This window comes from Paraburkholderia franconis (assembly GCF_009362735.1).
Classification (GTDB): Bacteria; Pseudomonadota; Gammaproteobacteria; order Burkholderiales; family Burkholderiaceae; genus Paraburkholderia; species Paraburkholderia franconis.
Genome location: NZ_WHNP01000045.1, coordinates 1 through 21,759, shown reverse-complemented (window position 1 = coordinate 21,759; position 21,759 = coordinate 1). Strand labels below are relative to the sequence as shown.

General features: G+C 62.1%; 22 protein-coding genes and 2 pseudogenes. 17 read left to right on the top strand and 7 right to left on the bottom strand.

Going from position 1 to position 21,759, the window contains the following annotated elements; all coding sequences use genetic code 11:
- The first annotated feature begins 114 nt into the window (after positions 1-114).
- The 10 genes and pseudogenes from GCT13_RS32815 to GCT13_RS32770 form a co-directional block, all read left to right on the top strand.
- Positions 115-702 (top strand): cupin domain-containing protein, encoded by a 588-nt coding sequence (locus tag GCT13_RS32815; RefSeq protein ID WP_152765337.1) that lies wholly within the window; start codon positions 115-117, stop codon positions 700-702.
- A 17-nt stretch (positions 703-719) separates the two neighbouring features.
- Positions 720-2,015, top strand: a complete 1,296-nt coding sequence (gene eno, locus GCT13_RS32810) for a phosphopyruvate hydratase (protein WP_152765334.1) — start codon at positions 720-722, stop codon at positions 2,013-2,015.
- A 141-nt stretch (positions 2,016-2,156) separates the two neighbouring features.
- The gene (locus tag GCT13_RS32805; RefSeq protein ID WP_152765332.1) at positions 2,157-3,164 is read left to right on the top strand and encodes a VOC family protein; all 1,008 of its coding nucleotides are present in this window, start codon (positions 2,157-2,159) and stop codon (positions 3,162-3,164) included.
- Positions 3,165-3,184: 20 nt separating this feature from the next.
- Positions 3,185-3,718, top strand: a complete 534-nt coding sequence (locus tag GCT13_RS32800) for a carboxymuconolactone decarboxylase family protein (protein ID WP_152765330.1) — start codon at positions 3,185-3,187, stop codon at positions 3,716-3,718.
- A 164-nt stretch (positions 3,719-3,882) separates the two neighbouring features.
- Positions 3,883-4,992 (top strand): alcohol dehydrogenase catalytic domain-containing protein, encoded by a 1,110-nt coding sequence (locus tag GCT13_RS32795; RefSeq protein ID WP_152765328.1) that lies wholly within the window; start codon positions 3,883-3,885, stop codon positions 4,990-4,992.
- Positions 4,993-5,283: 291 nt separating this feature from the next.
- Positions 5,284-5,571: a DUF4148 domain-containing protein gene (locus tag GCT13_RS32790; protein ID WP_152765326.1), complete on the top strand. Its 288-nt coding sequence runs from the start codon at positions 5,284-5,286 to the stop codon at positions 5,569-5,571.
- Between the two features lie 72 nt (positions 5,572-5,643).
- The gene (locus GCT13_RS32785) at positions 5,644-6,429 is read left to right on the top strand and encodes a fumarylacetoacetate hydrolase family protein (RefSeq protein ID WP_152765324.1); all 786 of its coding nucleotides are present in this window, start codon (positions 5,644-5,646) and stop codon (positions 6,427-6,429) included.
- 67 nt (positions 6,430-6,496) lie between these two features.
- Positions 6,497-6,778 (top strand): annotated as a pseudogene (locus GCT13_RS32780) (IS66 family transposase zinc-finger binding domain-containing protein); the annotation flags it as partial.
- A 1,073-nt stretch (positions 6,779-7,851) separates the two neighbouring features.
- Positions 7,852-8,103: a tyrosine-type recombinase/integrase gene (locus GCT13_RS51360; RefSeq protein ID WP_407670896.1), complete on the top strand. Its 252-nt coding sequence runs from the start codon at positions 7,852-7,854 to the stop codon at positions 8,101-8,103.
- A 24-nt stretch (positions 8,104-8,127) separates the two neighbouring features.
- Positions 8,128-8,985, top strand: a pseudogene (locus GCT13_RS32770) (hypothetical protein); the annotation flags it as partial.
- 272 nt (positions 8,986-9,257) lie between these two features.
- Here the strand turns inward: GCT13_RS32770 and GCT13_RS32765 are convergent.
- Complete coding sequence (locus GCT13_RS32765; protein WP_152765322.1) at positions 9,258-9,461, bottom strand: cold-shock protein; 204 nt, start codon at positions 9,459-9,461, stop codon at positions 9,258-9,260.
- A gap of 721 nt (positions 9,462-10,182) precedes the next feature.
- On the opposite strand from GCT13_RS32765, the gene GCT13_RS32760 reads away from it, so the two are divergent.
- The 5 genes from GCT13_RS32760 (at position 10,183) to GCT13_RS32740 (ending at position 14,863) form a co-directional block, all read left to right on the top strand.
- Positions 10,183-11,445: an ABC transporter substrate-binding protein gene (locus GCT13_RS32760; RefSeq protein WP_152765319.1), complete on the top strand. Its 1,263-nt coding sequence runs from the start codon at positions 10,183-10,185 to the stop codon at positions 11,443-11,445.
- A gap of 133 nt (positions 11,446-11,578) precedes the next feature.
- The gene (locus GCT13_RS32755) at positions 11,579-12,448 is read left to right on the top strand and encodes a branched-chain amino acid ABC transporter permease (RefSeq protein ID WP_152765318.1); all 870 of its coding nucleotides are present in this window, start codon (positions 11,579-11,581) and stop codon (positions 12,446-12,448) included.
- The gene (locus tag GCT13_RS32750; RefSeq protein WP_152765315.1) at positions 12,445-13,410 is read left to right on the top strand and encodes a branched-chain amino acid ABC transporter permease; all 966 of its coding nucleotides are present in this window, start codon (positions 12,445-12,447) and stop codon (positions 13,408-13,410) included. Before GCT13_RS32755 ends, GCT13_RS32750 begins: the two co-directional genes overlap by 4 nt.
- Complete coding sequence (locus tag GCT13_RS32745) at positions 13,407-14,156, top strand: ABC transporter ATP-binding protein (protein WP_152765312.1); 750 nt, start codon at positions 13,407-13,409, stop codon at positions 14,154-14,156. Before GCT13_RS32750 ends, GCT13_RS32745 begins: the two co-directional genes overlap by 4 nt.
- Positions 14,153-14,863 carry an ABC transporter ATP-binding protein gene (locus GCT13_RS32740; RefSeq protein WP_152765309.1) on the top strand — a complete coding sequence of 237 codons (711 nt, stop codon included), beginning with the start codon at positions 14,153-14,155 and terminating at the stop codon, positions 14,861-14,863. The genes GCT13_RS32745 and GCT13_RS32740 overlap by 4 nt, the downstream gene beginning before the upstream one ends.
- Positions 14,864-15,399: 536 nt before the next feature.
- On the opposite strand, the gene GCT13_RS32735 is transcribed toward GCT13_RS32740, so the two are convergent.
- Together GCT13_RS32735 and GCT13_RS32730 are read right to left on the bottom strand one after the other, a co-directional pair.
- Positions 15,400-16,629: a type II toxin-antitoxin system HipA family toxin gene (locus tag GCT13_RS32735; protein WP_152765306.1), complete on the bottom strand. Its 1,230-nt coding sequence runs from the start codon at positions 16,627-16,629 to the stop codon at positions 15,400-15,402.
- Positions 16,626-16,901: a helix-turn-helix domain-containing protein gene (locus GCT13_RS32730; RefSeq protein ID WP_227747122.1), complete on the bottom strand. Its 276-nt coding sequence runs from the start codon at positions 16,899-16,901 to the stop codon at positions 16,626-16,628. The genes GCT13_RS32735 and GCT13_RS32730 overlap by 4 nt, the downstream gene beginning before the upstream one ends.
- Positions 16,902-17,375: 474 nt before the next feature.
- On the opposite strand from GCT13_RS32730, the gene GCT13_RS32725 reads away from it, so the two are divergent.
- Positions 17,376-17,603 (top strand): hypothetical protein, encoded by a 228-nt coding sequence (locus tag GCT13_RS32725; protein ID WP_152765300.1) that lies wholly within the window; start codon positions 17,376-17,378, stop codon positions 17,601-17,603.
- Between the two features lie 22 nt (positions 17,604-17,625).
- On the opposite strand, the gene GCT13_RS32720 is transcribed toward GCT13_RS32725, so the two are convergent.
- From GCT13_RS32720 to GCT13_RS32715, 3 genes are read right to left on the bottom strand one after another with little or no spacing between them, the layout of a single operon-like run.
- A complete protein-coding gene (locus GCT13_RS32720) occupies positions 17,626-18,528 on the bottom strand; it encodes a hypothetical protein (RefSeq protein WP_227747121.1) in 903 nt (300 codons plus the stop codon).
- A gap of 23 nt (positions 18,529-18,551) precedes the next feature.
- On the bottom strand, positions 18,552-18,698 hold the full coding sequence (locus GCT13_RS48635) for a hypothetical protein (protein WP_227747120.1): 147 nt from the start codon (positions 18,696-18,698) through the stop codon (positions 18,552-18,554).
- A gap of 55 nt (positions 18,699-18,753) precedes the next feature.
- Positions 18,754-19,842, bottom strand: coding sequence for a DNA-binding protein (locus GCT13_RS32715; RefSeq protein WP_152765293.1), 1,089 nt, complete (start codon positions 19,840-19,842; stop codon positions 18,754-18,756).
- 312 nt (positions 19,843-20,154) lie between these two features.
- On the opposite strand from GCT13_RS32715, the gene GCT13_RS32710 reads away from it, so the two are divergent.
- The gene (locus GCT13_RS32710; RefSeq protein ID WP_152765290.1) at positions 20,155-21,393 is read left to right on the top strand and encodes a tyrosine-type recombinase/integrase; all 1,239 of its coding nucleotides are present in this window, start codon (positions 20,155-20,157) and stop codon (positions 21,391-21,393) included.
- Between the two features lie 117 nt (positions 21,394-21,510).
- Here GCT13_RS32710 and tnpA read toward each other — a convergent pair.
- Positions 21,511-21,759 (bottom strand): IS200/IS605 family transposase (gene tnpA, locus GCT13_RS32705; protein ID WP_152765288.1); only part of this gene is annotated, 249 nt, incomplete at its 5' end.

The following is a 21,759-nucleotide window of genomic DNA, read 5'->3' as shown; positions in this document are numbered from 1 at the left end:
GACAACAAAGATCAGCGTTTGCCACAATCTATGCGAACGTTAGCAAAACAGGAGGCATCATGAAAGCAGACGACACTGCACGGCGCCTGTTCAATCCTGCAGGAGACATTGAGCATGGCCTCTGATACTTCGGTCACAGGCGAGGTGCCCGTCGCGCTTCGCCGCATCGTCACCGGCCAGGACGCGAGCGGCGTCTCGACAGTCGCCTTCGATTCCTCACCGCCCCGCTCCGACGCGTACCAGCACATCCCGGGCATGGTGTCCCGCCTGGTGTGGTCGACGGAACCCGCGCAAGCCGTTCCTTTTGACGGCAAAGACCCGACCCCGGGCGTCACGAGCTTTGTCCCTCCCGTTTCAGGCACGCGCTTTCTCGTCGTGACGTTTCCGCCCGACAGCGTTTTCTGTTCGCCCGGTTTCGATTCGCAGGCGGCGGTCGCCGAAAACTTCGCGATCAGTCCGGGCCTCGCCGAACTCTTCGAGGCCGACGGCATGCACGCTACGCCGACCGTCGATTACGGCATCGTGCTCGAAGGTGAAATCTGGCTGGAGCTCGATGAAGGACGCGCTGAGCTCCTGCACAAACACGACGTCGTCGTGCAGAACGGAACCCGCCACGCGTGGCGAAACAAGAGCAACCAACCAGCGACGCTGGCCTTCGTGCTGATCGGAGCACGCAAGGCTCCGGCATCCATTACCCAATGACAAGGTAGACAATCGATATGACTGATTCAACGATCGCCCAGATACGCGGCCGACGCGTCTGGGACTCGCGCGGCCGACCGACGGTGGAAGTCGAGGTCACGTTGCACGGCGGCATGAGCGGCCGCGCCATCGCACCCGCCGGCGCTTCGACGGGCAGCGGGGAAGCACTGGATCTGCGCGACAGCGGGACCGCATTCGGCGGTCTCGACGTGACCAAGGCACTGTCGAAGGTCAATGGCGAAATCGCGCGTGCGCTCGAAAGACGCGATGCAAACGATCAGGCCGCCATCGACGCGAGCCTGGTCGCTCTCGACGGAACGCCCAACCGCAGCCGTCTTGGCGGCAACGCGATCGTCGCAACATCGATGGCGGTCCTGCACGCCGCCGCGGCGGCCAGCCGGCAGCCGCTATGGCGCTATCTCGCAGGGGACCGTGCCGTGCGTCTGCCGTTGCCGGAGATCCAGATCTTCGGAGGTGGAGCGCATGCCGCGCGCCGCGTCGATGTGCAGGACTTCATGATCATGTGCCCAGCCGCAGGCAGTTTCACTGAAGCACTCGAGTGGACGGCAGAGGTATATCGCGCGGCGGGCTCGTTGATGAAGAACGCGGGCAAGCTCCAGGGTGTGGCGGACGAAGGCGGCTACTGGCCCGCCTTCGACTGCAACGAGGACGCGCTCGACACCTTGATGCAGGCCATCATCGATACGGGACTGCAGCCGGGCAAGCAGGTCGGCATTTCGCTCGATATCGCCGCGTCCGAATTCGGCCGCGACGGGCGCTACATGCTGGCGCTCGATGGCCAGACGCTCGACACCGATCAGATGATCGGCATGCTGGGACGCTGGCTCGACACCTACCCGATCCTGTCGATTGAAGATCCGCTTGCTGAGGACGACGTGGAAGGCTTCAGGCACTTCACGCAATTGTATGGCGCGCGCTGCCAGGTCATCGGCGACGATTTCCTCGTCACCAACGCGGACCGCGTGAGAGCAGCGGCATCGCAACGCACGTTGAACGCGGTGCTCATCAAGCCCAACCAGGCCGGCACGGTGACGGAAGCTCATGCGGCGCTTCAGGCAGGCAAGGCGGCCGGATTCGGCACGATCGTGTCGGCACGATCCGGCGAGACGGAAGACGTCACCATCGCCCATCTGTCCGTTGGCTGGGACGCGGGTCAGCTCAAGGTCGGTTCGTTCTCGCGCTCCGAGCGAATGGCCAAGTGGAACGAAGTATTGCGAATCGAAGAAGCGCTGGGATCGCGGGCGCAATTCAGCGGGTGGTCAGCGCTGCCGTTCACCCATCAGCCTTGGTAGGCCGTCACGCGTCGCCGCAAAAGGATATCGAATGACTTTCCCCGAGCAAGACCGGCTGAGTTGTGCGTGCCGCCCCGATGCACGCCGCAACGTTCGAACTGGCATGCCCGCTTGCTCGCCACCTACAATCGAGAGGTAATCATGTTGCCTGCTGTCAATCACCGGCCGCCCTTCAACATCACACGCGCGAGCCACATCGTCCTGACCGTCGCCGACCTGGCGAAAAGCCGCGCGTTCTATGTCGACATCGTCGGCCTCGTCGTAACGGAAGAAACCGCCGACACCTGCTATCTGCGCGGTCTGTCCGAAGCATGCCACCATAGCCTGGTTCTGGTGCAGGCCGACAAGGGCGCTGCCGCCTGCAAACGCATTGGCTTCCGGGTCTTCCTCGAAGAAGATCTGGATCTCGCATACCAGTTCTTCAAGGAGGAAGGGCTTCCCGCTGAATGGGCAGAAGTTGCGCATCAGGGAAGAACCCTGCACGTATCCGATCCATTCGGCACGAAGATCGAATTGTGCGCGCAAATGGAAACGCGCCCTCGCCTCTATCTGGAGCGAAACCTGTTCAAGGGCGCGCACGCGCAGCGAATCGATCACTTTCAGATCTTCTCGCCGGACACGTTTCAATCGTGCGTGTTCTACAGCAGACTTGGTTTCCGCAACTCCGAATACCTCGCGCATGGCGATCGGCTGCTCGGCGCATTCATGTATCGCAAAGGCACATGCCTCGATCTGGCTATCGTTGAAAACGACGGCCCGTGCATGCACCACTTCGCGTACATCGTGCCCGAATCGCACAACATATTCACCGCGTGCGACCTCGCCGGCATCTACGGCTACGCGCACGAAGTCGAGCGCGGCCCAGGCCGCCACGGCCCGGGCGGCATGCTGTTCGTCTATCTGCGCGACCCCGATGGTCACCGCGTCGAGTTGTGCGATGGCCACTATCAGACCATCGACATCGAGATCGAACCCGTCCGCTGGGATGCCGCCTCGCTCAATACGAGCGTGCGTTGGGGACTGCCGGCGGAGCACCGCTGGTACTTCGAGGCCTCGCGGTTCGAAGGCGCTGAACTGACCGAGACCGCCAACAAGCCGCGCCCCACCACACTCGAAACCTACATTCAGAACCGGCTTTCAAAAAGCTGATAACGGAAGGAATAACGCATATGGCACGCGTCAAATATCTTCAACGTTCCGACGTCGCGCGCGCAAACGACGCGCTGTTCGACCGGCTCGAACGTGAACGCAAGGTACCCACCGCCAACATCTTCCGCGCGCTCGCGCACGCACCGGACATCCTCGAGCAGTTCCTGTCCTACGCCAATGCGATCAGGGCTTCGTCGATGAGCCCGAAACTGCGTGAACTCGCGATCCTGACGGTTGGGCATTGCACCGGCTCCGAATACGAAATCGCCCATCATCAGTCGCATGGTTTGAAGGCGGGCATCAGTCCGGAACAGCTGAAAGCCATTCCCAACTTCGAACTGTCGCCGCTCTTCGACGAAGAGGAACGTGCGGTGATGGCCGTTGCCAAAGAGTCGACCCTGAAGGTCGATGTGAGTGATGCAACCTGGAACAGGATCATCCCGTTCCTGAATGATCAGCAACGGGTCGAACTGGCGCTCAACATCGCCTGGTACAACTCCGGCGTGCGCATCATGGGCGCACTCGGAATTGAACTCGAGGAGAGCTATCGCTGATGAACCGCCCATCCGGATCGACGACTGCGTTCCGGATCGATCTTGACGAACAGGCCTGGCGAACACCGCCTGGCTGCTTGCAAATGCAATGCTTGCAATGCGCATGACCTTCGCCGTTACCTGGCGGGTAACGGCGGAAGGTTTTCACCGAGAAAGAGGAATGTATGGAACGAACGATGGTTGCAGCACGGCTGCATGCTCTCCACACCCCAATGACGCTCGATACGATCCCGGTTCCGAAGCCGAGGCCGACCGATGTTCTCGTGCGGGTCAAGGCATGCGGCATCGTGCCGAACATGGCAAACGTCATCAACAACTGGCCGAGCTGGTTTCCGCATCAACCGCTGCCGAAGTTCCCCGCCATTTTTGGTCTCGATCCCGCTGGCGTCGTGGAAGAAGTCGGCGAAGCGGTGATCAACGTGAAGCCAGGCGATCGCGTCTACGTGAGCCCCTTGCGCTCATGCGGATCATGCAAGGCATGCCGGGCCGGCCGGCGCAGCGAATGCCGCTACTACACGCTGAACGGCTACTTCAGCACGAGCCGAGACGGTCAACGCATCTTCGATCTGTACCCCTATGGCGGCTTTAGCGAATACATGACCGCCCCCGAGTATGCCATCGTCAATCTCCCCGCGAACATGACCTTCGAACAGGCAGGACGGTTCGGATACATGGGTACGTCATACGGCGCCCTGAAAAATGCCGCCGCGGGTCCCGGCCAGGTGGCGCTGATCGACGGTATCACGGGCACGCTCGGCGTGGCCGCAACGGTGCTTGGCCTTGCAATGGGCCTTTCGCGCATTCTCGGCACGGGGCGCGACGAGGCGCTGCTCAAACGCGTCAAGGCGCTCGCTCCGGAGCGCATCGAAGTCATGCAATTGGGCGAGGGATCGGCCGGCGAATGGGCGAAATCCCTGACAGGTGGTGAAGGTGCGGACTTCGTGATCAGCGCCCTCGGCGCGAAAGCACCTGCCGCAACGATGCTGGATTCGATGAAGGGAGTTCGACGCGGCGGGCGGGTGGTCAACGTGGGCGGCGTGGCGGAAGACCTGCCCATCGACGTGAAGTGGTTGATGGACGAACAGGTGCAGATCATCGGCTCGAACTGGTTCACGACTGCGCAGGGCCAGGAAATGGCCGATATGGTAAGTACCGGCGCGATTGATCTTTCATATCTGGAGCATCGCAGGTTCCCGCTTGAACGCGTCAACGAAGCCATTTCCGGGCTGAAAGATCGCGACGGAGGATTTAGCAACTATGTCGTCCTTCCCTGATTAGCAGCGCTGTGTGCGCGGGATTGCATTTGCATCACGGTAGCAATCCCGTCCACGCGGAACTGGGACGCGTCCGGCTTTCTGGCCGGTTGCGCGTCATTGCAGTTAACGATGCGTTAGACGTTAATCGCATTCTTCTTAGATCAATTGCCTGGCATAACGAAACGGTATTTTGATGATCATTTTTGTCAATTAGCGTATTCCCTTAGTGCAATTGACGGCATATAATCGACTCGACGATTGCGATGCAGCAATCAAGTTTTTCTAATCAATGTCGAGTCGAGGCTTCCCATGAAAATGCTTGCTAACACTGTGATCATCGCTTCTGTCGCCGCACTTCCCATCGTCTCGTTCGCGCAGCAGGCTACATCTGTCACCCGCGCTCAGGTGAAATCGGACCTGTCAGAACTGGAGAAAGCCGGCTACGACATCGCAGGCAGCGATCTGGACTATCCGGGCAATCTCAAGTCGGCCGAAGCCAAACTCGCCGCCCAGCAGGATGCGACCGCGAGGCGCCGCGCGGTGCAATCGGGCTACGGCAGCACGATCACCGGAACGTCAAATTCAGGAGCGCGATAAGCATCGCAATTGACTCATCAGCTGCGTAATGCTAACGTTTGCAATACGACGATTTCTTACTGGTTCAATCCCATGAAGATCCTCCGATATTCAATCAACGGAAGTTCTTATTACGGCATCCTTGGACGCGACGGCAATATCGAAAGGCTCAAGGGCTCGCCACTCGAAGGACTTCAGCCTGCCGGCTACGTCGACCATCTCGGCTCTGCTCGCGTTCTAAGCCCGTTGTACCGGCCGCGTGTGTTCGGCCTCGGGTACAACTACCGCGCGCACTCACAGGAAGTCGGCAAGAGCACGCCGACGCTTCCCGTGCTCTTCATGAAGCCCAGCACTACGGTGATCGGCCACGAGGAAAGCATTGTCTATCCGCCCGACGGGGAGAATGTTCACTTCGAAGGAGAGCTCACCGTGATCATCGGCAAGGAGGCGCGTCATGTTTCCGAAGCCGATGCACTCGATTACGTGTTCGGCTACACGTGCGGAAACGACGTCAGCGACCGGGTGTTTCAGCGTCGTGAAAGCGAGTTCGGCTGCCTGCTCGTCGGCAAGGGCTACGATACGTTTGCGCCCATCGGGCCCGTGGTCGAGACGGAACTCGATCCATCCAACCTTCATCTGATCACGCGCGTCAACGGCGAAGTGCGCCAGAACGGAAACACGGCAGACCTGGTGTATGGCGTATCCGCGCTGATCGCCTATCTCAGCAAGTACATGACGCTGCTTCCCGGCGACCACATCATGACGGGAACGCCAGCGGGAGTCGGCCCCATCAAACCCGGCGACACGATCGAGGTCGAGATCGAAGGTATTGGCGTGCTTCGCAACAAAGTGCTCTCAGCCACAGACGTAACGCCCTGACGATCGTTTCCTCTAAAGGAGGACGACGGTGATGCGACTCGATCTGGGCTCGATCACGAAAGCGATTCATCTGCCACGCGAGATCCCAAGGCACATACCCGAATCCGACGGGAAGTGCACGCAGTGCGGTGGCCTGATGAAGTCGCTGGGCGAAGACGTCGCCGAACAACTTGACTACGTACCGGCCAGCTTCCGGGCGATTTGTCATGTGCGCCCGAAGTTTGCGTTCGTGTGTTGCGACCACATCTCCCGGGCGCCTGTACCGAGCCGCCCCATCGAACGCGCCCTCGCCGGTCCGGGACTGCTGGCGCCCGTGCTGGTCTCGAAGTTCGCAGATCACGTGCCGCTTTAGCGGCAGTCGGTCTCCCAGAACCAGATGCCCGTTGCGGGTTGGGACCTGCCTCCTCTCGCCCTCATATGATCAGCGAATCGTTCGTGGGTATGCATCCATTGCGCCGGCAATAGAGGTTTCGAACTGGTTAGCACTCGGCGCGTAACCGAGTTGCCATCAACCCTCCCGGATTGCGCTCCAAAATAAGCACTGGCGAGCACGAATTCGGCTTTTGCGAACACGATCCGCGATGTCCTTTTCGATGGCTGGCGATGTTGCGCTGTCGAGCAAGTTTCAGTGTGTCACCGACGGACGTGTGACTTTCAATAAGCGTGGTCAGAGCAAGGGTAATCGTCTTTTTGGTGCTTGTATGGACTCGACACCTTTTTGCAAGCTTCGTGTTCGTGATGTCGAAACGGTCTGCACGCATGTATCCCCGGCTTGCCCGTGGGCGCTTGCCGAACGCACGCCCGCAGCCTCGATGAGATCCGCCCACCCCGTCCTTAGCAAAATCCCGGCTTGCCGGAAACGGCAGCCGGCACGAAAGACAGGCTTCAGAGTGCTGGTTCAACCTATTTCGTCATCGCTTTGAGAATCTTCGCAAAACCTGTGCGGGTGTGATTCTCCACTAAGGTGTCACGCGTCAAGCGCGGGCGCGAGCCCGGCAAAGCGAACACTTGACGCGTCGTCGGTTTGTCATGCTATGGCATAGCTGTGAGCACGGCACGGGAGAGCTCTCAGCCATGCAAAACTGGTTGTTTGATATTGCCGTTCAAGTTGTCCCCTTATGCCTGGCCCAGGCTACGCTTTAGGAACGAAGTGTTCGTCGCTACGGAGTAGGGCCTGTACGACTAGCCCGACGCTATGCAGGTCGGTTTTCGCTTTCACATAACGGAGGACGGCCCGTGCGCCACGGCGACAAGGCGCGCACGGTACCCGTGTCCGGTGAGCTTTTGCAGGAACCGCCCGCTACCGGCTCGCGCACGGCCTGAGCGCCCTGCCGGGGCGCGCCGACGAGCTGCCGCTGCTGCTGCCGTTCCGGCCACGAACGCTGTCCCAATCCGCGGTGTACGACGCGATCAAGGCGATCTTTGCCGGCGCCGCGGACTGGCTCCGTTCGCGCGGGGCCGGCCTTCACCGATCGCGCCGATGAACTCGGACGCGCGTCTGCGCACTGGCTGCGGGACGCGGCGGGCTCCCACCAGGCCTACGGCGGCGTCGACCTGCGCACCCTGCGCGACAATCTCGGCCACGCGTCCCCGACCACGACCAGCTTGTACCTGCACGTCGACGACGACCGCCGGCATCGTGAGACGGGAGAGAAGCATCGCATCGACTGGTGAACGGATGCGATGCGCCCGGCGCGCCAGCCCTCGGATAGTTCGTCCAAGGAAGAGCAAATGCCAAAGAAAGCAACTGGCGGTTCGTCGAGAGCCGTCAAGAATAGTCGAAGCGAAATGCCTGAACCGCTGAAGGCTTCGCGTCTGAAAGCGTCTGTTAAAACACCGCAACAGCAACCGCTGGCATTGAGCGACAGCGCCGAGGCGGAGAACATCCGACGCGCTAACCTCCGCCTTCTCACCGGTCGCAACGGATCGAAGGTGCGACTTGGCGTGGTCATGGAGATGAGTGGGTTCAACATCGCCGATCGGCTACATGGCAAGAAGCGCATGGACGCTGTCGAAGCAAACCGGTTCACCCAGCGGCTCGGTTTGCCGACCGGGTGGCTGGATACACCACGCTCCGAAGGCGAAATTCCAGAATCGGTATCGCATATGCTTGCGCCTGCTCCGCGTGGTCGTGTGCCCGCTAAGGAAGATGAGCCGCTCGCGGCCGATACGAAGCTGGATGCACAGGCGAACGTCCCGCGCGTTCCAGATGATCCGTTGCAGACCGATACGGCAAACGGGAACGAGACGATCGTCGTCCGCCCGCAACAGCCGGTATATGCCATGCCCGGCGACCACGCTGGTCACTCACTTGAAGCAAATGGTGCCGTGGCCACGGCAGATGCACCGGCGAACCCTGAGTCGCCTCCCGTTTCAGGAATGCCTCAGCAAATGCCTGCACCACTTGCCTTTGCTCCCGTGACGAGCCTGGAGAATCTTCATGGCATAGGGCCGATCGCGGAAGCATTGCTCAAGACGCTGGCAGGTAAAGCACGCACGGGGCGACTGGACGAACTCAAGGCCCTGGAGCTTCTGCAGCAAGCGGTCCTCTTGTGACAAGCTGTTAGCGCTCACGGGTCCGCGCACTGGCCACGAAAATCGCCTGGGACTCAGGGGTTGCAACCGGGCCCTCTTTGGGTGGGCAGGACGCACCCTGAACCGCTTGATACTTTCATTTCGGAGAAGCGTCGACTCGCGGCGCAGACCCATGCCCGGCCCCTGCAAGCCGGATCGTCGCTGCAACTGCCTTTTCGGTACCGATCATCGGCGGCATTCAAAAAACAAATGGCCTAAACAGGCCATTTGTTTCGCCGCGCAACCTGAAGCCCTTATTGCGGCTGGATGTTCGCTGCCTGCTTGCCCTTCGGGCCTTGCTTGACTTCGAACGACACCTTCTGGTTTTCCTGAAGCGACTTGAAGCCGCTCGACTGGATTTCCGAGAAATGTGCAAACAGATCTTCCCCGCCGCCGTCCGGCGTGATAAAGCCAAATCCCTTTGCGTCATTGAACCACTTCACAATCCCTGTTGCCATTTCGTGAATGTCCTGGTTTGATGTTACGCGTCAACGGCGCTCTGCCTGACGCGAACGGCTCTTTTATCATGACTTCTGCTCCGCTCAAAATCACGAACGTGGCGCACCGAACATATCGCGCGGCGCCAGGCCACCAGGGTCGTTTTTCTCTACCCGCTTTCGTCGCCAAGTTATGGTCAATCGCGATGCAGATTGCATATCAACCGGCGCGTCGGTTTCGCAAACTGCGCCAGAAACTGACGGCGACAACAGATACCATGGCTGCCATCAAAAGACGTGAGATACACCGGTTTTTATGTCAAACGACTCCGCTGGACTCGCCCGAAGTGCCCTCTCCTGCCCCTCGGTAAGTCCGCTGATCGGCCATTGCTGTCATTCGAGTACCGGCTTTGGTGAGGCGCCTACACGTCGCTTTCCGGACGCCACGTCTTAAGGAACTCGTTGTACACGCATCCCGTTTCCCGTCAAAGGGCTCACACCAAGCGTAATCTTCGAATTGCTATATATAGCATTGCTAACAGTATCGATGATCGCTCGCCGATTTGCCGTTGTCCGGACAAAGCCTCTTGATGGGCTAAGCACCGTCGCGCGTCTGTCAGCGCGAAAATGGGGTCTTGTGGATTCCCTTGAACGCGTTCAAGATCGAATTGCGGCGTTTCGCAAGCGCAGACGAACCATCCAGCGGCTCGAAAGATTCGACATGACGGTGAGGGAGAACCCTATGACAACACCAAGTCGTATCCCTGCTTTCAGTCGGCGCACCGTACTCAAGGCGACTGCTGCGGCAGCCGCACTGCAGTTGGTGCCGCCCTTCATCATCAAGGCACGCGGCGAGGCTCCGCTGCGGATCGGCATGGTCGATCCGTTGACAGGCGTTTATGCTGCAGTTGCACAGAATGAAGTGACGGGCGCGAGGCTTGCCGTTCAGCAAATCAATGCCCAAGGCGGCATTCTGGGTCGGCCCGTGGAGCTCATGGTTGAAGACTCGGCAAACGACGTTGGCACCGGCGTGCAGAAGGCGCGCAAGCTGATCGAACGCGATCAGGTCACGTTCCTCATCGGCGACGTGAACTCCGGCATCGCCCAGGCCATTTCTCAGGTCAGCAACGAGAAGAAGGTGCTGCATGTCGTTTCGGGCGGCCACACCGATACGATCACGGGCGTCGACTGCAAGTGGAACGTCTATCGCGTCTGCAACACGACCAGCATGGAGGCGAACGCCGTCGCGAACCTGCTGTTCACCAAGTACGGCAAGAAGTGGCATTTCATCACACCGGACTACGCGTTCGGCCACACGCTGCAGAAAGCCGCGGCCGCCGATCTGCAGAAGCTCGGTGGCACGATGACGGGCAACGAACTCACCCCGCTCGGCACGACTGACTTCTCCGCCTATCTGATCAAGGCGCGCGCGGCGAATCCCGACGTCCTGCTTGTGCTGCCGCAAGGCTCCGACATGGTCAACTGCCTGAAGCAGATTGCACAGTTCGGCATCGGCAAGACTATTCACGTCGCCGGGCTGCAGCAGGAGCTCGAATCGCTCGAGGCAATGCCGCCGGAGGCGCGCGTTGGCTTCTGGATGTTCGAGTGGTACTGGAAGCAGCCGGGCGTGCCGGGAGTCGAGAAGTTCGTTGCCGACATCCGTAAGGTGAACGGCGGCAAGGTCCCCACCGCGCGTCACTGGTTCGGCTATACATCCGTGCATACCCTTGCTGCCATCGCCAACAAGGAGAAGACGCTCGACGCCAGAAAGCTCGCCGAGGCGCTCGGCGGCTTCGAATTGGCAGACGATGTCAAGCTGCAGCCGAACAAGTGCTACTACCGAAAGGGGGATCACCAGCTGATGACGTCGTCGTTCGTGGGCGAAGCGTTATCCCAGCCGGCGGGCGACCCGGAAGACCTGTTCCGCGTAGAACGCGTGGTCGCGGGTGACAAGACCGCACCGCCCGAGAGCGAAACCGGCTGCAAGGTGCAGTGGCCTTCCTGATAGCGCAAACGCCCGGGCAGGTTCGCCGGGCGCCGTTCTCATCGCGTAAGTGGAACGTATGTGGCCGTATGTGGTCGAACTGCGGCACCAGCCGTCGAGCGAAGCACAGGCGCCGTAACAAGAATGGTGAGCGATGACTCAACTGCTGCTCTTCAACGTCACCAACGGGCTGATCATCGGCGCGTTTTACGTGCTGATGGCTCTCGGGTTATCGCTCATTCTCAACCTGAGCAATGTCATCAACTTCGCTCACGGCGGCTTCCTTGTCGCTGGCGGATACTTTGCATATACGATCACGCCCTACGTAGGCTTCTGGGGCGCGCTGCTGATCGCACCGCCGGGCACGGCGCTGATCGGCTACGTCCTTGAACGGGTGCTCATCCGGCGAGTCTACGGGCGCGACCCGCTCTACAGCTTGCTCCTGACGTTCGGTCTTGCGTTTATCTTCGAGGACGGCACCCGTTTCATCTGGGGCGCGCAAGGCAAACCGGTGACCATTCCATCCGTGCTAGCCCAGCCTCTGAGCAACACGTTCTTCTTCATCACCGGCTATCGCCTCTTCATGGTGGCCACGGTGGCGGTGACAGTGGCGCTGCTTTTCATCCTGCTGCGCTATAGCCGGCTCGGCATCCGTATCCGCGCCGGCACCCTCGACCTCGAAACAGTGGCGGCACTCGGCATCAACGTGGGCAGGCTGCGTTCGTTCAATTTCGCCCTCGGCGCCTTTCTCGCGGGTCTGAGCGGGGTGCTCGCCGCCGGCCAGCTTGGTCTGGAGCCGACGATGGGAACGGGGCTCCTGATGCCGAGCTTCATAGCGATCATCGTCGGCGGAGTTGGCAGCCTCACGGGCACGCTGCTCGGCGGCTTGCTGATCGGCGTCGCCTCCGGCGTCACCGCTGTGTTCCTGCCCGCAGCAAGCGAAGCGATCATCTACGTGCTGATGGCCATCGTGCTGCTGCTGCGCCCACACGGCCTGCTCGGCGAGGAGGGCATGCTGACATGAGCGAAGCGCGACAGCCGAGGCACCGCAGGCTGCTGACGCTCGCGGCGATCTGGGCCGTGTTGCTGCTGGCTCCGTACTGGATGCCGTCGCTCGGCGGCTATACCGCGCTCGGCACACGCGTGCTCGTGCTGGGTCTCGCCGCGATGTCAGTGAATTTTCTGCTCGGCTTCACCGGCGTGTTGTCCTTCGGTCATGCCGCGTATTTCGGGCTGGGCGCGTATGGCGCTGGCCTCGCGCTGAAATTCCTTGCGCCGAGCACGCCGCTCGCTCTTCTGTGCGGAACGCTGCTCGGCGGGATCGCCGGTGCGGTGCTCGGTGCGTTTTGCGTAAGGCGGCGAGGCGTGTACTTCGCGATGGTCACCATCGCCTTCGGACAGGTCTTTTACTACATCGCATTCCAATGGAGCTCGTTGACGGGCGGCGATGACGGCTTGCGCGGGTTCACGCGCGTACCGCTTCACCTCGGCTTCGCAACCATCGACATCCTGTCGAATGCCGATGCGTTCTATTACTTTGTCCTGTTTTGCCTCGCTCTGGCCGTCGGTCTGATGGGTTTCATCCTGCGCTCGCCGTTCGGGCACACGATGATCGCGATCCGCGAAAATGAACGGCGCGCGCGCTATCTGGGCATTCCCGTCGACTTCCATATCTGGATCGCATTCACGCTCTCCTGCCTTTTCATGGGGTTTGCCGGTGCGCTCTATGCCCTTCTGAACAATTTCGCCGATCCTCGCGGACTGCATTTCAGCCAGTCCGGCGACTTCGTGATGATGGCTGTGATGGGCGGCATGCGCAGCCTGTGGGGACCGCTTCTCGGCGCGGCGGTATTCGTCGTGCTGCAGGACTATCTGTCGAGTATCACGGTCAACTGGATGTCGTTCGTCGGCATGCTGTTCATCGCGATCGTGCTGTTCTTCCCGCGGGGTCTGCTCGGCTTTATCCGGCGCAGGAGCGATTCATGAGCGTTCTCGAAGTGGCGCGCGTGAGCAAGCGCTTCGGCAGCCTCACTGCCGTACGCGATGTCTCGCTCGCCGTCGACGAAGGCGAGTTGCGCGCCATCATCGGACCGAACGGCGCCGGCAAGACCACCTTCTTCAATCTCATCAGCGGCTTTTTCCCGCCGACCACGGGAACGATCGTGTTCGACGAGCAGGACATCACGGCCTTCCCGGCGCATCGGCGCGTCGCGACGGGCATCGCCCGCACGTTCCAGATTACCGAGATCTTTCCGGCACTCACGGTGTTCGAAAACGTTCGCATCAGCGCGGAGGTTACGGCTGGATTCCGCTTGCGGCCGTGGGTCGGACGCACCGAAAAAGCACGGGTGCGCGAGCGTGTCGAAGAAACGCTGGAACTCACCGGGCTAGCCGCGAAACGCGACCGACTGACCGGCGAGCTCTCGCACGGCGACCAGCGCGTTGCAGAAATCGCCATGGCACTGGCCTTGCGGCCTCGTCTGCTGCTGCTCGACGAACCCACCGCCGGCATGGGCGACGAGGAGACCGACGAGATTACGCAGCTCATTCGCCGTCTGCGCAGCGGCGGCAAATTCACAATCGTGCTGATCGAGCACGACATGCGCGTGGTGTTCCATCTGGCCGACCGGATCACGGTGCTTGACCGGGGCACGCTCCTCGCCGAGGGCGCGCCAGCGGAGATCGCGGCGAACGAGGCCGTGCAGGCGGCGTACCTGGGTGATGTGACATGAACGCAGCGCTCACCGCCGAGGAACTTCACACCTACTACGGCAAGAGCCACATCCTGCACGGCGTAAGCCTTGCGGTCGAGGAAGGTCGGATCACAGCATTGCTTGGCCGCAACGGCGCGGGCAAGACCACGACGCTGCGCACCCTTATGGGTCTGACACCCGCCCGCCAGGGGCGCGTGACGATCTTCGGCGCGGATACGACGCGCTGGCCGACGTTCCGGATCGCCGCGAACGGCGTGGGCTATGTTCCCGAAGGACGAAGAATCTTCGCCAATCTCAGTGTCGAAGAAAATCTGCGCGTGCCGCTTGCGCGCAGCGGGCCTTGGACGATCGCGCGAATTTACGAGCTGTTTCCACGGCTTGCCGAACGCAAGGAAAGCCGCGGACGTCAGCTTTCCGGCGGCGAACAGGAGATGCTGTCAATTGCCCGCGCGCTGCTGCTCAATCCCCGGCTGCTGATTCTCGATGAACCCTCTCAGGGCCTGGCTCCGCTGATCGTGCGCGAGGTGTTTCGCGTCGTGTCGCAGATGCGCGACGAAGGGATTTCGGTTCTGCTTGTCGAGCAGAACGCGCACATGGGGCTTGAGATCGCCGATCATGCTTATGTGCTCGACGACGGCGACATCGTCTATGCAGGCAGTTCACGCGACCTCGCCGCCGATGAAAGCCGTGTTCGCGCGTTGACGGGTGCCAGTGCGGAGGGCTGAAAAGTGCCCATGTCGCTGGCATGCCGGATACGACACAAGCGGCATACGTCGCGTCTCAGGGCGTCAATTCCGCATCGACCGAAGGAACACGATGAGCGATCCCGGCACACGCGGAATCTGCGACGCGACTGGCCTCATGGACCCGCCGGTTCCTTGTCCAAACGAACCAATGAAATTGCGCTGATCTGATGGTGCACGCAGCTGGACGATGGCCGAAGATGAGCCGGGCACGGTTGATCCTGCTGCTCATTCAGTCTCTTGGTGTGTTGCATCCACCTCATCCACCGGTTGAATCTGCATCAGATATCTGCCTTGAATTAGCTTCCCAGTGAAAGACCGAAGTGGGTCGGGAGTGTGAGTTCGCCAATGCAGGAAGCTGCCGTTCGGCTGCACAACACTGCCACTGTCGGCAAGCAGCCACATAGCTGACGTAGACCTCAGCCCGCCCAATGTCGGCTATGGCGAGTTGCTTCTATCGGGCATCCGGCAGGTTCCGATAGCACTGCAGACGAATAGTGCGTTGGGACAGCAGCACGTTACCGGAACTTTGGTCGCGAGACCGGGCGGACGCCCTCACGCTCGATGGCGTGCCGGATGTTGCGCAGAAGGTCGTCAGCCTGATATCGACGATCCTCGGCGAACCGCCCCGCAACGGTCTCATAAGCTTGCCGAAGGCGCGTCAGGATCGCCTCGCTTTCATCGGCATGTAGCCCCAGACGGGCCCCATAGGCGATGAGTGCATCGAGCACCGGGAACGTCTTGGACCTGCTGAGATTCAACGCCATCTTGCCGTCCAGATCCGGATAAATGTCCGTGCACACAACGTCAAATACCGGCGCGAGCCGACGCTCACCAGTTGGGTCGTCGTAGATGATACCCAGGTTCTTCATGTGCGCGTCGCCGTCGCGAAGCAGGCAGGAAAGCGCGACGCGCTCAAAGAGCCGGTGCTTCTGCATATGATCGGAGCGCGTGTAGATATCGACGGCCTTCGCGATCATCTCATAGCTGCCTTCGTACTTGCCCTTGCCAGTGAGCACACTCATGTCCTCGAAGCCCACCGGCGTGCCGTCGTCACGCCGGTCAAAGCGTGCCATCACAAAGAGTTTCCCGTCATCCGACAGCCAGAATCGCGGCACATCGAGTCCGGCCTCCTTTGCAACCGTCATGCAGAAGAACTCGTTCCGGGCGACGCCCGGAAAATCGTCGCCTTCAGCTTTGACGATTACCGTCTTCAGCGGTAATGCGACCCGTTCGTCGGGCGAGGCGTCGCTGTGGTCTGCAATCGGCACGACCGTCTTTGGTTGCACTCCGGATATGCCGGAGCCGAGCGCATACCGGTCGACCAGACGCCTGAAGAGCTGTCCGGACGGCGACGACAGGAGTTCCTCGAGGTGCTCCGCTTCGGTCTCCGGCACGCGCTCGCCGGGGAAAGAATATGTCAGACGGCCAATCTGGTTACGCCCCGCGAGAAACAACAGAAACATGTCACTTGGCGTGCCGAAGCGCGCGAGGCGCTCCTCAATGACATACCGCAAGTAGCCTTCGGGACGGTTCATCGCGAATACGCCCATCAGATCACCGCTGGCGTAGCTTTGATGGCGAACCGGCATGGTCAGGGAGACTGCCGCTGTGTCGGGCACCGCCCCATAGTTGTAGACGTACCGGCTTTCCTTCGCCAGCAGGCCGCTCTTACCTTGAGGCGTGTGTACCTCAAGCGTGCGTATTTGCCGGTAGAGACGCTCAACGTCCAGCGACAGCTCAATCATTCGTCTTCCCCGAAGATGTTGGGCAGGTCTTCCAGCACGACGGTGTCCATGGGCCGCAGCACCAGTTCAAAACCCAGGGCGTTCGCGAGGTGGCAGAATTCCTTTATGCCGACGTTCTGCGCGCTCTCGGCGTTGGTCACCGTGCGCCGCGCGAGGCCGGCACGCTCCGAGAGCGCCTCCTGCGTCAGTTTGCGCTCGCGCCGCGTCGCGCGGAGATTGGCCGCAAGGCGTTCGACATTGCTGATGGGAGGATCGGTCTTTTTGCGCATCATAATGCACATTAGGCTATCATCAAGATAGTTTGCGCGCAATCATGCGCAGTATGGCGTTTCGTCTGTGCAAAATTCGGCGCATTTTCAGCCTTTCATCCGCGACGGTCAGCACCGGTTCGTTGACCAATTGGGACGAGGTCTGAGTCCGCTTCGATCGCCCGGTCATCGCCTGTTCGCGCCACTTCTCCGAAAATCACTGGATTATTTCAGAGCGGTTCTCGGACGACTGAAGACGCAGGCGCGCAATCCGCCGGATCGGAGGTAGGCTACCGTAGCACGGCGATCACTGCGCTATGCGCCGGTCGCGGTAAGCGCGAGGGCCGATTGGATGCTGTTGCCCAGCGAGGCGATCGCGGCGTCGATCGATGCCCGCCGGTCGGCAAAGGTTACCCAGTGCAGCGCGAATCCACTGCCACTCGGACGCGAGGGCAACGCGTTGCGTTATCCTGACGCTCCCGTTAAAAAGGAGCACACATGAAGCTTTCGAAATGTCTGTCACTGGTGGCGTTGTTGCTGTCCGCTGCCAGTCACGCGCAAACCTCGCAGACGTTTTACTTCGGCGAAGGCCAGGGCGCGCCGCAACGCGGGCGCGTCACGTCGTCGCCGCCACTTGCCGGGGCCGAGCCGAGCCGCAGGCAGCAGCACCATCATCACCATACAACGCGCCATTCGCCGCATCAGAACCAGTATTCGCGTCCGTGATCCGGTTTGCGTGGAGATCGCCTCACCGGTGCTGCACCTTCCGCGTCACCATGTACGCGTCGAACAGACCCGCATGCAACCGGCTGAGTTCCTGACGCAGGCCCACCAGTTCATGCTGGTCGCCCTCGTGCTCCCGGCGCAGGATCTCGCCCAGCAGAGCCGTCGCGCGCGAGGCCGCCAGGTCGCGCCGCACGCGTGCATCACCGAGCCGGCCCGCCAGCGCCGGCTTGACAAGCAGCAACCACGCGGCGAACCAGGCGTAATCGTCGACTTCGCCGGTGCCGGGGAACTCGGCATCGAAGCGCCGACGCAGCGCGTCGAGCGAAGCGTCCCCCAGCACGGGCAGCAACATCGCGAACCGTGCGGGCGCCAGCCACGCCAGCTCCGCGAGCAGGGGCCACGCGGCATCCAGCCCGCCCGTCCGGTAGCGCACCTCGGTCATCCACGCAAGCGGCGTCGGGATGCGCCACCACGATTCGATGCCCTCGACCGCAGTACACGCGGCTGCTGCGTCTCCCGCCAGCAGCCACAGCGGCGCGGCATGGCTCCCGGTATGATCACCCGCGTCGGCCCCGCGAAACGGCAGTGACGCGGCCCGCCGGGCGAGCGCGCGCCAGCTCGGGGCGAGCCAGGACTGAACCGTCTGCGCGGGCAGCACCCGCCTCGCTGCGGGCACCACCTCGTCCTCCAGATGACGGCGGGCGATGGCCAGTGAAGCGTGATCGGCAAAGGGTGCCGTCGATGCGTCTTCGAGTTCGCCAACCAGCACGCTCATCGCGGGCAACGCAGCGTCGTCCGGGTAGTCGCCCGCCAGCCGTTCGAGGGCCGTGCGCGCGGCCGCCGCCTCACGCCGCTGCAGTGGTTCCAGGACATCGTTGCGCAACATCACATCACGGCTGTCGGCAAAGATATCGAGCTGCTGCATGGTCGGCCGCATCGTCATCGCCCTCAGAAAAGCTGCTCTTCAAGAGCGGCCAGACTAGCCCATTTGACCGTGCTGCGGAAGGTGCGACCGTCCTCGTCCACGGATTCGATGATTACGCGCTGGCCACTCGCCTCGGCGATCACGCGCACGGTCCGCTCGCCGTAGCGCATCAGCGCCCCGATCGGCGGGCAGGCGGGGGCCTTGCGTCTCCTGCGCGGGCGGGGGCTACCTGTCATCGCTCTTGCCCCGCTTGCGGCGCACCGCGGTCTTGCTGGCGGGCGCGGACGCGGCGCGCGCCGCACGCGACGGGCGGGTCGCGACGGGGCGCACCTGGGTGGTACCGGCAGGCGCGCCCTTGGCACGGCCCGGCCGGGCGGGCCCGGCCTCGCGCGTGTCCACCCGGCGCAGGGCTGCGACTTGCTGCTGCAGCGTCACGTTTGTCGCCTGCACGGCATCCAGGCGCCCCTGCAGCACGCCGGTCTGATGGCGCGCGTCACCAAGCTGTGCCTGCATCGCCTCGACTGCGCGGCGATGCTCCGCGTCGCGCCGGTCAGCGCGCCGGTTCGCCTCATCGAGTTCCTTTTGCAGCTTGGCGGCCGCGCCCCGCTCGCGGTCGATCTCGAGCAGCGCGCGCTTTTCCGTCGCGCGCAGGCGCTCGTCGGACTGCGCCGCCGTCTCGCGCAGCTTCTCCAGATCGCGCGAGAAGCCGTCACGCACCTGCTCCAGTTCGCGGTCGCGCGCGAGCGCCTCGCTTTTCAGGCGCACGATTTCGGCTTCCATCGCCTGCCGCGCCGCGTGGCCCTCGGCCTGCGCCTTCTCCAGTTCGCGGACCTCGACCTGCGCGGCCAGCAGCGCCGCGGTGCGCTGCTCGAGCGCCGTTTCCGTGCGTTCGAGTTCGGCGCGTGCCGCCGCGATGCGCTGCTCCGCGGCCGTACGCTCGCCTTCCACGTCCGCGCGCAGCGCGTCGAGTTCCGCCTGCGCCGACGCCGTCGCGCGCGTCCACAGCGTCGCGACCAGTTCCCCGGCCGCGTCACGCAGATCGGTGGGCAGGTCCGGGTGCTCGATGCGCACGCGGCTCTTCTCGCGCAGCTCGGCCCAGAACTCGCCGAGCACCGCGGCGGGGGTGCCCATGCTGCCGCGCCTCACCAGCTGGTACAGGCGGTTCGCGGTCGGCGTCTGCCCGAAACGGAAGAACAAGAGGGCACAGACCTCGCGGTACAGCTCACGGGTCTTCGGGAACGCCACCTTCAGGTAGGCGATCTCGGCCGCGAGGCGCGCGTCATCGGACGGGAGGTCGGCAGGAGCGTCGGACATGGAGCAGAAAACGTGGCGTGAGACGTCGATAATACAACGTAAAACCCACTATATCCAACCATGCGAAGGCAATCATTTGACATTATCCGCATAATGTGCGAATAATGACTGAATCGTCGGTTCTGTCCGCGCGACACGTTGGGTTGCATGATGCTGTTCCCGTTTTCTGCGCAATTTTGTTCTCGCTGCCCCCGCTGCGGTTGTTTCACCGCGGTCTCACGGGAACAAAATTATGCAAACCAACGATTTAAGGGGCAGATTCATCAAACCCACTCCCGGAAAAGCTCACCCTCCCCGGAAAGGCTCACCTTCATGTCGAACCCGCCGAAGAACAGCCTCGTCGCGCTGCAGCCCGCCCCGCTCGAGACGCTCGCGATTCCCGCCGCGCTCGACGGTCACGCCGGCACTAACCGCGCGACGGACGGCCACGCGCAGGTCGCCGCGGCGAACGACCTCGACGCGATCCGCGCGTGGCTCGGGCGCTTCGCCGACACCCCGACGACCTTCGAGAACTACCGCAAGGAAGCGGAACGGCTGCTGCTCTGGTCGCTGGTCGAACTGGGCAAACCACTGTCGTCGCTCACCCACGAGGACTGCCTGCGCTACCAGCGCTTCCTCTCCGATCCGCAGCCCGCCGCGGTCTGGGTGGCCGGCGGCGGCCGCAAGCATCCGCGCGGCGATGCGCGCTGGCGCCCGTTCTACGGGCCACTCTCCGCGGCCAGCGCGCGCCAGGCGATGGTGATCCTCAACGCGCTGTTCTCGTGGCTCGTGCAGGCAGGCTACCTGGCCGGCAACCCGCTCGCGCTGTCGCGGCAGCGCACCCGGAAAACCGCGCCGCGCATCACCCGCTATCTCGAACCGGGCCTGTGGCAGGCGGTGAAGGACTTCATTGCATCGATGCCGCAGGACACCGCGCGGGCGCGCGCCCACTATCACCGGGTGCGGTGGCTGTTCACGCTGTTGTATCTGGGCGGCCTGCGCATCGCCGAGGCCGGCAGCAACACGATGGGCCAGTTTTTCGTGCGGCGCGACACCGACGGCACGATGCGCTGGTGGCTGACCGTGCACGGCAAGGGGGACAGGGAACGGCTCGTGCCCGCGACGCGTGAACTGATGACGGAGCTCGCGCGGTATCGGCAGTCGCTGGGGATGACCGCGCTGCCGTCCCCGCATGAAACCACGCCACTCGTGCTGCCGATAGGATCAACTTCGGAAACGTCCCGGGACCAGGATGCGAAGCCCTCACACCGGCCCCTGCCCCTTACGCGGGCGGCGCTGCATACGATCGTCAAGCGCGTGTTTGCGGGCGCCGCCCGCCAGCTGCGCGAGCGCGGCGCGGAATTCGAGGCCCGCGCCGCGCTGCTCGAGCAGGCGTCAGCGCACTGGTTGCGACACACCGCGGGTTCGCACATGGCCGACCAGCAGGTCGATTTGCGGCTCGTTCGCGACAATCTCGGCCACGTGTCCCTCAGCACCACCAGTCTCTATCTGCATGCCGATGATGATCGCCGGCATCACGAGACCGACGAGAAACATCGCATCGACTGGTGAGACCGGTGACGGTCCCGGGCTGAAATCCGGTCAGTCAAATACCACCGGCAAAGCCGGTGGCTTGAAATTGTGAGCGCCTCAAAGGCGCCCATAAAACCGTGAGCCGCCGGTGGCGGCTTACTCCATGACCAGCTTCATCTGGTCGTATCGCTCATCCTCTTCTTCCTGATTGCGGATGTACGCTCGCACCATGTGCTCATCCAGCCCCACCGTAGAAACGAAGTAGCCTCGGGCCCAAAAGTGCTCGCCGGTAAAATTTCGCTGCCGTGCTCCGTACTTCCGGGCTATCTGAATTGCGCTTTTGCCCTTGATGTACCCGACCACATTCGATACCGCATACTTCGGCGGAATGCTCAAACACATGTG

Excerpts from the sequence above, each read along its gene's own strand:
- GCT13_RS32785 (WP_152765324.1), top strand. The coding sequence starts at position 5,644 with ATGAAGATCCTCCGATATTCAATCAACGGAAGTTCTTATTACGGCATC.
- eno (WP_152765334.1), top strand. The coding sequence starts at position 720 with ATGACTGATTCAACGATCGCCCAGATACGCGGCCGACGCGTCTGGGAC.
- GCT13_RS32730 (WP_227747122.1), bottom strand. The coding sequence starts at position 16,901 with ATGATGCGCAAAAAGACCGATCCTCCCATCAGCAATGTCGAACGCCTT.
- GCT13_RS32715 (WP_152765293.1), bottom strand. The coding sequence starts at position 19,842 with ATGTCCGACGCTCCTGCCGACCTCCCGTCCGATGACGCGCGCCTCGCG.
- GCT13_RS32805 (WP_152765332.1), top strand. The coding sequence starts at position 2,157 with ATGTTGCCTGCTGTCAATCACCGGCCGCCCTTCAACATCACACGCGCG.
- GCT13_RS32755 (WP_152765318.1), top strand. The coding sequence starts at position 11,579 with ATGACTCAACTGCTGCTCTTCAACGTCACCAACGGGCTGATCATCGGC.
- GCT13_RS32745 (WP_152765312.1), top strand. The coding sequence starts at position 13,407 with ATGAGCGTTCTCGAAGTGGCGCGCGTGAGCAAGCGCTTCGGCAGCCTC.
- GCT13_RS32750 (WP_152765315.1), top strand. The coding sequence starts at position 12,445 with ATGAGCGAAGCGCGACAGCCGAGGCACCGCAGGCTGCTGACGCTCGCG.
- GCT13_RS32795 (WP_152765328.1), top strand. The coding sequence starts at position 3,883 with ATGGAACGAACGATGGTTGCAGCACGGCTGCATGCTCTCCACACCCCA.
- GCT13_RS32720 (WP_227747121.1), bottom strand. The coding sequence starts at position 18,528 with ATGCAGCAGCTCGATATCTTTGCCGACAGCCGTGATGTGATGTTGCGC.
- GCT13_RS32815 (WP_152765337.1), top strand. The coding sequence starts at position 115 with ATGGCCTCTGATACTTCGGTCACAGGCGAGGTGCCCGTCGCGCTTCGC.
- GCT13_RS32760 (WP_152765319.1), top strand. The coding sequence starts at position 10,183 with ATGACAACACCAAGTCGTATCCCTGCTTTCAGTCGGCGCACCGTACTC.
- GCT13_RS32790 (WP_152765326.1), top strand. The coding sequence starts at position 5,284 with ATGAAAATGCTTGCTAACACTGTGATCATCGCTTCTGTCGCCGCACTT.
- GCT13_RS32725 (WP_152765300.1), top strand. The coding sequence starts at position 17,376 with ATGAAGCTTTCGAAATGTCTGTCACTGGTGGCGTTGTTGCTGTCCGCT.
- GCT13_RS48635 (WP_227747120.1), bottom strand. The coding sequence starts at position 18,698 with ATGCGCTACGGCGAGCGGACCGTGCGCGTGATCGCCGAGGCGAGTGGC.
- GCT13_RS32800 (WP_152765330.1), top strand. The coding sequence starts at position 3,185 with ATGGCACGCGTCAAATATCTTCAACGTTCCGACGTCGCGCGCGCAAAC.
- GCT13_RS32765 (WP_152765322.1), bottom strand. The coding sequence starts at position 9,461 with ATGGCAACAGGGATTGTGAAGTGGTTCAATGACGCAAAGGGATTTGGC.
- GCT13_RS32740 (WP_152765309.1), top strand. The coding sequence starts at position 14,153 with ATGAACGCAGCGCTCACCGCCGAGGAACTTCACACCTACTACGGCAAG.
- GCT13_RS32710 (WP_152765290.1), top strand. The coding sequence starts at position 20,155 with ATGTCGAACCCGCCGAAGAACAGCCTCGTCGCGCTGCAGCCCGCCCCG.
- GCT13_RS32735 (WP_152765306.1), bottom strand. The coding sequence starts at position 16,629 with ATGATTGAGCTGTCGCTGGACGTTGAGCGTCTCTACCGGCAAATACGC.